This window comes from Stenotrophomonas sp. 2YAF22 (assembly GCF_052114665.1).
Lineage (GTDB): Bacteria > Pseudomonadota > Gammaproteobacteria > Xanthomonadales > Xanthomonadaceae > Stenotrophomonas > Stenotrophomonas indicatrix.
In genome coordinates this window covers 1-8,839 of record NZ_JBFRFE010000112.1, presented here as the reverse complement: position 1 = coordinate 8,839, position 8,839 = coordinate 1, and the positions used below count along the sequence as shown (strand labels likewise).

Here is an 8,839-nt window from a genome sequence, read left to right as displayed (position 1 = left end):
GGCATGGCCCGGCGCTACCGGAAAAGCCGCGGCATCGCCGCGGCTTTTCTGCTTTTCGCTTCTTCTGTTGATTCCGTGCTGGGCGCGCACGGAAACCGTCCAAGGCCGCGCTCCTGCGCCGCCCACCATGAGGGGCTTCGCCGTTGGCCGTCACCTACGGCAGCGCGCGTGCCAGCATCGCCGCCACATCCAACCCCGCCGGCAGCGTGCCGAACGCCAACCCATGCTCGCCGTGCAACCGGCTGCGGATGAACGCTTCGGCCATCGGACTGCGCGCGCGCAGCAACAGCGCCGCCTGCAGCAGCAAGGCAGTGCGTTCGCAGAACACCCGTGCCTGTGCCTCCTGCGGCGCCGCCGCATCGCGCCACTCCTGCAGTGCCGACGCATAACGCGCATCACGATCGGCCACCGCCTCCAGTTCACCGTGCAGCGCCGCCAGCACCTCCGGCTCGCGCGCCAGCGCGCGCAGCACATCCAGGCACTGGATGTTGCCGCTGCCTTCCCAGATCGAATTCAACGGTGCCTGCCGGTACAGCCGCGGCAACATCGATTCCTCCACGTAGCCGGCACCGCCCAGGCATTCCTGCGCTTCGTTGACGAACGCAGGTGCGCGCTTGCATATCCAGTACTTGCCCAAGGCCGTACCCAGCCGCGCGAGCGCGGCCTCGGCCGGATCGCTGCCAGCGCGATCGACCGCGCGCGCGATGCGCATCGCCAGCACCGTGGCCGCTTCCGATTCCAGCGCCAGATCGGCCAGCACGTTGGCCATCAGCGGATGGTCCATCAGTGGCTTTCCAAAGGTGCGTCGATGCCGCGCGTGATGCAGCGCCTGCGCCAGCGCCATGCGCATTTCCGCCGCAGCGCCCAGCATGCAGTCCAGCCGGGTCATCATCACCATGCCGATGATGGTGGCCACCCCGCGTCCCTCCTCGCCCACACGCCAGGCCTGTGCGCCACAGAACTCCACTTCGCTGGAGGCGTTGGCCCAGTCGCCCAGCTTGTCCTTCAAGCGCATCAGGCGGAATGCATTGCGATCGCCATCAGCCAGGCGCCGTGGCATCAACAGGCAGGTCAATCCGGCCGGCGCCTGCGCAAGTACCAGGAAGCCATCGCACATCGGTGCGGAGAAAAACCATTTGTGGCCGATCAGCCGATAGCGCTCGCCGTCGATGGGTTCGGCGCGGGTGGTGTTGGCGCGCACATCCGAACCGCCCTGCTTCTCGGTCATGCCCATGCCCAGGGTGATGCCGGCCTTGTCGGCCACTGGCACATCGCGCGGGTCGTATACCGGTGCGGCGGCCTTGCGCGACCACTCGGCCAGATGCGGCTGCCCGCGCAGCACGGCTACCGCGGCATGGGTCATGGTCAACGGGCAGCTGGTGCCGGCCTCGGCCTGGTGGTGCAGGTAGCTCAGCGTAGCGCGCGCGACATGCGCGCCGGGCTGCGGCTCGTGCCAGGACAGCCCGGCAACGCCATGCTCCTTCGCCGTCTGCATCAACTGGTGATACGACGGATGGAACTCCACGGTGTCGATGCGATGTCCCTGCGCATCATGGGTGCGCAGGCGTGGGCGATCGCGGTTGGCATCGAAGCCCAGCCGGTACAGCGCGTCGCCGGCCAGTCCTCCGTACGCCGCCAACCGCGGTGCGAACGCCGCCRCGCCCTCGCGCTGCACGGCCTCCATCAATGCGATGTCGTCGGTCCACAGCTGCCGGCCGGCGAACGGCGGCGGCTGGTTGAGCACCACATGGGTTTCGTAGGGGGCGCTGCTGTTGAAGCTCGGTCCACTCATCGGTTCTTTCCCCGCCGGCAAGAGGTGTGCGGTCCGATTGTGCCGTATCGCCCGGCAACCCCGCGTTCAGGCCGATTCTCGCCACGTGCACGACCGGACCGCCACAGTGACGGCATGGYAGGCAAAGACGATCTGGTAGTACTGCGGCCGGAAGGGCTGTACTGCGCGGCAGGCGATTTCCATATCGATCCCTGGCGGCCGGTACCGCGCGCGGTCATCACCCATGGCCATGGCGACCATGCGCGTCCGGGCATGGGCGAGTACCACTGCAGCACCGGCAGCGTGCCGATTCTGCGCTGGCGCCTGGGCGATGTGCCGCTGCACGCGCATGCCGAGGGCGTGCCGTTCGCGCTGGGCCGGGTGCAGGTATCGCTGCATCCCGCCGGCCACGTGCTCGGCTCGTCGCAGGTGCGCATCGACGATGGTGAGCAGGTCTGGGTGGCGTCGGGCGACTACAAGCGCCAGCCAGACCCCACCTGCACCCCGTTCGAAGTGGTGCCCTGCGATACCTTCATCACCGAGGCGACGTTCGCGCTGCCGATCTATCGCTGGCCCGATACCCGTGCCGTGGCGGCCGAGATCGCCGCCTGGCGCCGCGAGTGCGCGCAGCGGGGCGAAGCGGCAGTGCTGCTCTGCTATGCGCTGGGCAAGGCGCAACGCGTGCTTGCCGAGCTGCGTGCGGTGGATGACCAGCCTGCTTGGCTGCATGGCGCCATCGCCAACGGCGTGGCCGTCTATCGCCAGGCCGGTGTGCCCATGCTCGACACGCTCACCGTTGCCGAACAGGGGCGTCAGCCCGATGCGGCCGGCCAGCTGATCCTGGCCCCGCCCTCGGCCGCCGGTACGCCTTGGCTGCGCCGGTTTGGCCGTCACCAGCTCGGTTTCGCCTCGGGCTGGATGCAGTTGCGCGGCAACCGCCGCCGCCGCAACGTCGACCGTGGCTTCGTGATCTCCGACCATGCCGATTGGCCAGCGCTGCTGCAGACCATCACCCAGACCGGCGCGCAGCGGGTCATTGCCACCCACGGCAACACCGATGCGTTGATTCCGTACCTGCGCGAACGCGGCGTCGCCGCCGAAGCGTTCCGCACCGATTTCGGAGGCGAGGAATGAAGGCCTTCGCCGCGCTGTACCAGCGACTGGATCGCAGCACGGCGACGCTGGACAAGCGCGCGGCGCTGATCAACTACTTCCAGCACGCACGTCCGCACGACGCAGCGTGGGCGCTGTACCTGCTCAGCGGTGGCAAGGTGGGCGGCGCGCRCCGGAAAATTGCGGGCAGCGGCGAATTGCGGACGTGGATCGCTGAAGAATCCGGTCTGCCGCCCTGGCTGGTCGAGGACAGCTACGCGCAGGTCGGCGACCTTGCTGAAACGCTTACCCTGCTGCTGGATGATCCAGCCACCGAAGCCGAGGATCGGCCTCTGGCCGACTGGATCGAACACCACCTGCTTGCCGTTGCCAACCAGCCGGAGCCGGTGCGTCGTGCCGCCGTAGTCGACGGCTGGCGACAGCTGGCATCGGCCGAACGCCTGGTCTTCAACAAGCTGCTGACCGGCGCGCTGCGCGTTGGTGTGTCGCAGCGCGTGGTGCAGCAGGCGTTGGCCGAGTGGTCCGGGCTGGATATCGCCCGCATCGCCCAGCGCATGCTCGGCGACTGGGTGCCCTCCCCCGGCCTGCTTACCACCTTGCTGTCTGCCGAAGAACTGCCGACCGATCGTCAGCAGCCCTACCCGTTCTTCCTCGCTTCGCCGCTGGAAGGCGAGCCCACCGAGCGGCTGGGCGACATCAGCCACTGGCTGCTGGAATGGAAGTGGGATGGCATCCGCCTGCAGTTGCTGCGGCGCCAGGGCGAGGTGGCGTTGTGGTCGCGCGGCGAAGAACGGCTGGACGGTCGCTTCCCGGAGATCGAACAGGCGGCAGCGTCTCTGCCCGATGGCTGCGTACTCGATGGCGAGCTGCTGGCATGGGACGACGCCGACAATCTGCCGCGTGCATTCACCGCCCTGCAGACCCGCATCCAGCGCCGCAAACCGGGAGCGGCGACCCTGCGCAACACGCCGGTACGCGTGCTGGCCTACGATCTGCTTGAGCGCGACGGTGAGGACCTGCGTGCGCTGCCGCTGCAGCAGCGACGCGTGCAATTGGCCGAGGTGGTCGGTGCGCTCGGCGATCCGCGAATTCAGCTGTCGCCCGAGGTAGACGCCGACGATTGGCAGCATGCCGCGCAGCTGCGCGAAGCATCGCGCGAGCGTGGCGTGGAAGGGCTGATGCTCAAGCGTCGTGATTCGGTCTACCAGTCCGGGCGTCGCCGTGGCGACTGGTGGAAGTGGAAGGTCGAACCGCTCACGATCGATGCGGTGTTGCTGTACGCGCAGGCAGGCCATGGTCGGCGCAGCACGCTGTATACCGACTACACCTTCGGCGTCTGGGACGGCGAGACACTGGTTCCAGTAGCCAAGGCCTATTCCGGTCTGGACGACAAGGAAATCCTCGCCCTCGACCGCTGGATACGTGCACACACGCGTGAACGCTTCGGCCCGGTGCGCAGCGTAAGTGCCGAACAGGTGTTCGAACTTGGTTTCGAAGCGGTCAACCGCAGCGCGCGCCACAAGTCCGGCATCGCCGTACGCTTTCCACGCATCCTGCGCTGGCGCCACGACAAGCCGGCTGCCGAAGCCGACCACCTGGCCCAGTTGCAGGCGCTGGCGCGATGAAGCGCAGCGATGCGCTGCAGCGCCTGCACGAGTGGTTCGGCAGTCGCGGCTGGCGCCCCCTGCCCTTCCAGCGCGCGATGTGGCGTCACTATCTGGCGGGCGAATCGGGCCTGCTGCACACGCCCACCGGTAGCGGCAAGACCCTTGCCATGTTCGGCGGCCCCCTGCTGCAGGCGATGCTCGACCCGCCCCCCGCACCGCGTCGCGCCAGCGCGGTACGCCCGCTGCAGGTGCTGTGGGTAACGCCGCTGCGTGCGCTGGCCAGCGATACCGCACGCGCGCTGCAGGCGCCGATCGACGGCCTTGGCCTGGGCTGGCGCGTGGGGCTGCGCAGCGGCGATGCCAGCAACCGCGACAGGCGCCTGGCCCGCGAAGGTCGCATCGACGTGCTGGTCACCACGCCGGAGTCGCTGGCGCTGCTGCTCAGCTATCCCGACACCCTTGAGCGCATGCGCCAACTGCGCTGCGTGGTGGTGGACGAATGGCACGAACTGCTGGGCAACAAGCGCGGCGTGCTGCTGCAGTTGAACCTGGCGCTGCTGCGTGAGGCGGCCCCCGCGGCGCAGCTGTGGGGGTTGTCGGCCACATTGGGCAACCTGCCACAGGCGCGCGACGTACTGCTGCCACATCGTCCACAGGCAACGATCGTGGAAGGTGCACGGCAGCGGCCGGTGACGATCCGCAGCCTGCTGCCCGAACCCGGCGAACGCTTTCCATGGGCCGGGCATCTTGGCCTTTCCCAGCTTCCGCGCGTTCTCGATGCATTGTTCCGTGCACGCAGCAGCCTGCTCTTCACCAATACCCGTGCGCAGGCGGAACTGTGGCACCAGGCCCTCGCAGCCGTGTGGCCGGAGGATGCCGGCACGCTCGCCCTGCACCACGGCTCGTTGGATCCTGCGCTGCGACAGCAGGTTGAAGACGGACTACGTGCGGGCACGTTGCGGTGCGTGGTGGCCACCTCCAGCCTTGATCTGGGCGTGGACTTTCCGGAAGTGGACCAGGTGCTGCAGCTGGGCAGCCCGAAGGGCGTGGCGCGCCTGCGCCAGCGCGCCGGGCGTGCACGCCATCGGCCCGGTGCCAGCGGCCAGATACTGTGCATTCCCAGCCATGCGCTGGAACTGGCCGAGTACGCGGCGGCCCGGCACGCGTTGCATGACGGGGTGATCGAAGCGCGACGTCCTCCCACGTTGTCGCTGGACGTATTGGCCCAGCACGCCGTCAGCCGCGCGCTGGCGGGCGGCTTCAACGCAGTTGCACTGCTGGAACAGGTCCGTGGCACGCATGCCTTCGCCGCGCTGGAGGACGCACAGTGGAATGCGGTGATCGATTTCATCGTGCAGGGCGGACGTGCATTGTCCCGGTACCCGGAGTTCCATAAGGTGGTACGCGATGCCGACGGCGTGTACCGCATGCCCGATCGCCGCCAGGCGCTGCGCCATCGGCTGTCGATCGGCACCATCAGCAGCGACGGCAGCGTGCGCGTACAGTTCCTGCGTGGCGGCAGCCTGGGCGCGGTGGAAGAGCAGTTCGCCAGCCGCCTGCGCCGCGGCGACCGTTTCCAGTTTGCAGGGCGGCTGCTGGAGCTGGTGCAGCTGCGCGACATGACCGCGTTCGTGCGCGTGGCGCGCGGTGGTGGTGATGGCGTGGTACCGCGCTGGCAGGGCGGTCAACTGCCACTGTCGATGCCGCTGGGCCGCGAACTGGAAAAGGTGCTGTCAGGCGCCGACCAGAGCGCGGAGTCGCGGTGGCTTGCGCCGCTGCTGGCATTGCAGTCGCAGCTGTCTGCGGCGCCATCGCCCGACCACCTGCTGGTGGAAGACGTGCGCCGACGCGAAGGCCAGTTCCTGTTCGTCTATCCCTTTGCGGGCCGCCATGTGCACGAAGCGCTGGCCGCGCTGCTGGCCCTTCGCTGCACCCGTCGGCAACGCAACAGCATCGGCTATGCAGTGAATGACCATGGCCTGGTGCTCGCTCCGGCCACGCCGGTGGATCTGCAGGAACAGGACTGGCGGGCAATGCTGGATGCTGGCGATCTGCTGCAGGACCTGCGCGAAGCGGTGAACCTGGGCGAGCTGGCGCGCCGCCAGTTCCGCGGCATCGCGCGCGTGGCGGGCCTGCTGGTACCCAGCCTGCCGGGTGGCATGCCACGCTCGCTGCGCCAGCTGCAGGCCTCCGCCGGACTGCTGCATGACGTGCTGCGCGAGCACGACCCGGAGCATCTGCTGCTGGCATTGGCCGAGCAGGAAGTACTGCACGACAGCCTCGACCTGCCCGGGTTGCGGCAAGTGCTGGCACGCATCGCCACACGTTCGTTGTCCCTGCAGCGGCCCTCATCACTGACCCCGCTGGCATTTCCCTTGTGGGCCGAACGCCTGCGTGGGCAATTCAGCAATGAAGACTGGCGCACGCGCGTGCAGCGTGCCGCGCAGCAGCTGGAGCGTCGCCATGGCCGCTGATCTTCCGCTGCAGCTGGGAGGTGAGTCGATGCTTCTGCTCGGCGGCCGGGCGCTGCTGTGGCCGGCACAGCGCGCGTTGTTGATCGCCGACCTGCACCTGGGCAAGGCGGACGTGTTCCGGCGTGCGGGAATCGCCCTGCCGTCGGGCGGCACCGGCAATGACCTGCAGCGCCTGCAGGACCTGGTGACCATGCACCAATGCCAGCAACTATGGATCCTCGGCGACGTCCTGCACGGCCCGGCGCATCGCGCGGCCTGGTATCAGCAATGGCTCGGTTGGCGAGAGCAGCACGCGGCGCTGGACATCCACGTGGTGCGCGGCAATCACGACCGTGATCTGCCGAAGGCGGCGCTGCAGGTGCAGATGCATGACGACGCTCAATTGGGACCGTTCCTGCTGCGGCACGAGCCGCTGGCCGATGCCTCCGCGCACGTGCTGGCGGGCCATGTGCATCCGCAGGTTGCGTTGCCGGCACTGCGTCGGCGCTTCCCCGCGTTCTGGCTGCGCCAGGGCGTGACCATCCTGCCGGCATTCTCGGCATTCACCGCCGGTGTGGTGCCTGTACTGGCGCCGGGCGAACAGCTGCTCGCCTGTGTGGAAGACAGCGTGGTGCCGCTGCCGGTTCGCTGAGGCGTCGAGACCTGCGCGGAATTACGACGGGCGGGCGGCGATTCCGCGCATCAGGCTGAAATCCTGCGTCGCCTCGTCGGCATGACGCGGCRGTGCCTGTATCGCCATCAGCATTTCCTGTGCGCAGGCGCGGATATGGCCGTGGCTTTCCGGTGATGCGTGGCTGATCAGACTGCCGACATGAAACTCGAACACATCTTCCAGTACGTCGGGCTGGTCCTCGTGCAGCATCCGCAGCAGACCGCGCAGCTTGCAGATTTCCGATTCCAGCTTCTCGACCGCGAACAACATGGCATCCTCCTCGTTCGTGCGGCGCATCCGGGCCGCAGCAGGCAACGACGGCGGCGCCACCCGGGCCACGCGATGATCGATCACGAAAAGGAAAGCGGGCGACGCGGCTGCCGCGTGCTCATCTCTTGTCGCACATACGGGGTGAGGCAATCGTTAAATGCCGTAACGAAAGGCTTCACGCGGTGGCCGGCATTTCCACGCCCTGTAGCGGCAGGGGCGCAGCGGCAAGCGCCTGGATGAATGCCGGATCGAGCGGCAACGCGCCCAGCCATCCGTGCTGGGTGCCGCTGAGCACGCGCAGCATGTGCCCACGCCCGCCAGGCAGTCGTCCCATCGGTCCCAACAGCTCATCGCGCGCCTTTGCCCACGCATCGCGATCGGACTGGAACAGCGGCGTCAGCCAGCGGCTCCAGCGTTGATAGACCGCCACATGCGCACGTCGTTGCGCCTGGTAGGCCTGCAATGCCGGTTCGCCACCACCGTGGGTGCGTAACGCGTCGCGCAGTGCCAGTGCATCCAGCAGCGCCATGTTCACGCCCTGCCCCAGCTGCGGGCTCATCGCATGTGCTGCATCGCCTGCCAGCACCAGCCGCCCCTGATGCCAACGCTTCATCACGGCATCGCGGTACACCGCGCGCGCCAGTTGACCAGCGTCACGCAGATGGGCGAAGCGCGCGCCCGCCTGTGGCCACAGCGCATGCAGTTCTTCCAGCCACGGCGCCATGCCGTCGCCCTGCCAGCGGTCGAAATCCGCACGCGGCAGGCTCCAGAAGAAGCTCAGGCGAGGCGTGTCGTCACCGGGTCGGGTGCCCACCGGCAGCAGGCCGATCATCTTGCGCGCGGCGACGTAGCGCTGCCGCAGCTGCTGCATGTGTGGCCAGTCTTCGGCCGGCAACAGGCACCACAGCGCGCCCCACGGGTACACGCGGTCCAGCGCCGCGCCACCGTCGAC

Annotated in this window: 7 protein-coding genes; 4 read left to right on the top strand and 3 right to left on the bottom strand. The window is 68.3% G+C overall.

Translation table 11 applies throughout. The features are described from left to right. Positions 1-154: 154 nt before the first annotated feature. Positions 155-1,792 (bottom strand): acyl-CoA dehydrogenase family protein, encoded by a 1,638-nt coding sequence (locus tag AB4Y84_RS06795; RefSeq protein WP_442249910.1) that lies wholly within the window; start codon positions 1,790-1,792, stop codon positions 155-157. A 114-nt stretch (positions 1,793-1,906) separates the two neighbouring features. Here AB4Y84_RS06795 and AB4Y84_RS06790 point away from each other — a divergent pair, with 114 nt between their 5' ends. The 4 genes from AB4Y84_RS06790 to pdeM are packed head-to-tail and all read left to right on the top strand — an operon-like array spanning position 1,907 to position 7,596. Further along, positions 1,907-2,905: a ligase-associated DNA damage response exonuclease gene (locus AB4Y84_RS06790; protein WP_442249909.1), complete on the top strand. Its 999-nt coding sequence runs from the start codon at positions 1,907-1,909 to the stop codon at positions 2,903-2,905. Continuing rightward, complete coding sequence (locus AB4Y84_RS06785; protein ID WP_442249908.1) at positions 2,902-4,509, top strand: ATP-dependent DNA ligase; 1,608 nt, start codon at positions 2,902-2,904, stop codon at positions 4,507-4,509. Before AB4Y84_RS06790 ends, AB4Y84_RS06785 begins: the two co-directional genes overlap by 4 nt. Continuing rightward, on the top strand, positions 4,506-6,965 hold the full coding sequence (locus AB4Y84_RS06780; protein WP_442244125.1) for a ligase-associated DNA damage response DEXH box helicase: 2,460 nt from the start codon (positions 4,506-4,508) through the stop codon (positions 6,963-6,965). Before AB4Y84_RS06785 ends, AB4Y84_RS06780 begins: the two co-directional genes overlap by 4 nt. Further along, positions 6,955-7,596, top strand: coding sequence for a ligase-associated DNA damage response endonuclease PdeM (gene pdeM, locus AB4Y84_RS06775; protein WP_394198595.1), 642 nt, complete (start codon positions 6,955-6,957; stop codon positions 7,594-7,596). The genes AB4Y84_RS06780 and pdeM overlap by 11 nt, the downstream gene beginning before the upstream one ends. A gap of 21 nt (positions 7,597-7,617) precedes the next feature. On the opposite strand, the gene AB4Y84_RS06770 is transcribed toward pdeM, so the two are convergent. Next, on the bottom strand, positions 7,618-7,887 hold the full coding sequence (locus tag AB4Y84_RS06770) for a hypothetical protein (RefSeq protein ID WP_442249911.1): 270 nt from the start codon (positions 7,885-7,887) through the stop codon (positions 7,618-7,620). A 175-nt stretch (positions 7,888-8,062) separates the two neighbouring features. Continuing rightward, positions 8,063-8,839: FAD-dependent oxidoreductase (locus AB4Y84_RS06765; RefSeq protein WP_442249907.1), on the bottom strand; the 777-nt coding region annotated here is incomplete at its 5' end.